We start from the raw sequence: 1,520 nt of genomic DNA, 5'->3' as shown, positions 1-1,520 counted from the left end.
GCAGTTTATCCGCCACCACCAAAGGCGAAATCTACGAAGACAACATGAGCAGATCCTTTGTTTTAGCCGTAGACGAAAGCCAAGAACAAAGCCAAAAAATCATAGAATACCAAAATAAAAAATACGCAGGAAAGCTAAGCTCCTTGCAGGAAAAACAAGCCCAAAAACAATTACAAGACTACATAAGAAGCCTGCAGAACCTAGAAGTCATTAATCCCTATGCCACCCAGTTACAATTACCCGACAACGTACATAAAAAGAGAAGACTAAATCAAATGTTCCAATCCATCATAAGACAGATCACTTACCTAAACCAAAAAAATCGGAGAATCTCCGCCGATAATCAAATCATAACCGAAAAAGAAGACTTACAAATCGCCATAGAAGTACTCTTTGAAAGCATAATCCTAAAAATAGACGAATTAGACGGAAGCCTTAGACAGTTTTATGAAAACATACAAAAACACTTTAAAACCCAAGAATTTACAAGGTTCCATATTATGGAAAGTACAGGACTCAAGAAAACCCAATTACAATACTATTTAAACCAATTAGTACAATTAGAATACTTACAACAGTTCGGACACCCCAACAAAGGCTATAAATACAAAATAGCCCATAACGACAATATGCAAAAAGTACGAAAAGACCTCAAGGACTACTTTTACAACCAATTAGAAAAACTATAAACCGAGCACCAGTGAACACCAAGCGGAAGCCAGCCGAACACTAAAACAAGTTAACTAACTAATAATCAAATACAAATATCCAGCGAACGGTAAAAATAAAACCTCATAACCCAAAAATGGAACAACTCCACCACTACCAAGAAAAATTACACACCCTAGGGTATAACCCCAAAACCATTTACAGCAAGATAAGAAACATAAAAAGCTTTTTAACCTTTACAAACAAACAAGAGAAACAAATACAAACAAAAGACCTAGAAAATTATATAAAAGAATTAAAACAAAGAAAATTACATAGCAGTACAATATATCAGTATTACACACACCCCAAAGAATATTTTAGATATATAAAAGAAAGTAAATATATCAGTAAAAACCCTTTTGAAACCCTTATTTTACATCTGGAAAAACAACCCTATAAAGAACGGATAATACTCACCCAAGAAGAAATACAAACCCTTTATTCAAAAACCCAAAACCTGCAAGAAAAAATCCTTTTACATTTAGCCTACGGCTGTGGACTCAGAGCCATAGAACTAGAAAGAATCAATACAGAAGAATTAGATATAAAAAACAAACTAGTGATCGTAGAACAAGGAAAGAACAGCAAAAGAAGAATAATACCCATCAATCAAACCCTACAAAAAGACTTTACTAAGTATTTACACCAAAGAAACCGAATAAAAACCAAAGAAACCGCCCTATTACTCAATCAAATACAAAAGAGAATGAAAAAATATACCGCCTTAGAACTACTAAAGAAAATACTTAAAAGAACCACCCTAAACAAAAATATAACCCTACACAGCTTACGCCATAGTATAGCCACCC

Annotated in this window: 1 protein-coding gene and 1 pseudogene; both read left to right on the top strand. The window is 33.9% G+C overall.

Annotated features, from left to right (window positions below; translation table 11 throughout):
- A pseudogene (locus tag ETU08_RS11845) lies at window positions 1-689 on the top strand (hypothetical protein); the annotation flags it as partial.
- A gap of 116 nt (window positions 690-805) precedes the next feature.
- A partial coding sequence (locus ETU08_RS00505) for a tyrosine-type recombinase/integrase (protein ID WP_146261058.1) occupies window positions 806-1,520 on the top strand: 715 nt, incomplete at its 3' end.

Origin of the sequence: Apibacter muscae (genome assembly GCF_007845635.1) — a bacterium.
GTDB lineage: Bacteria > Bacteroidota > Bacteroidia > Flavobacteriales > Weeksellaceae > Apibacter > Apibacter muscae.
The sequence above is the reverse complement of the archived record's forward strand: the minus strand, read 5'-3'. Positions and strand labels throughout refer to the sequence as shown.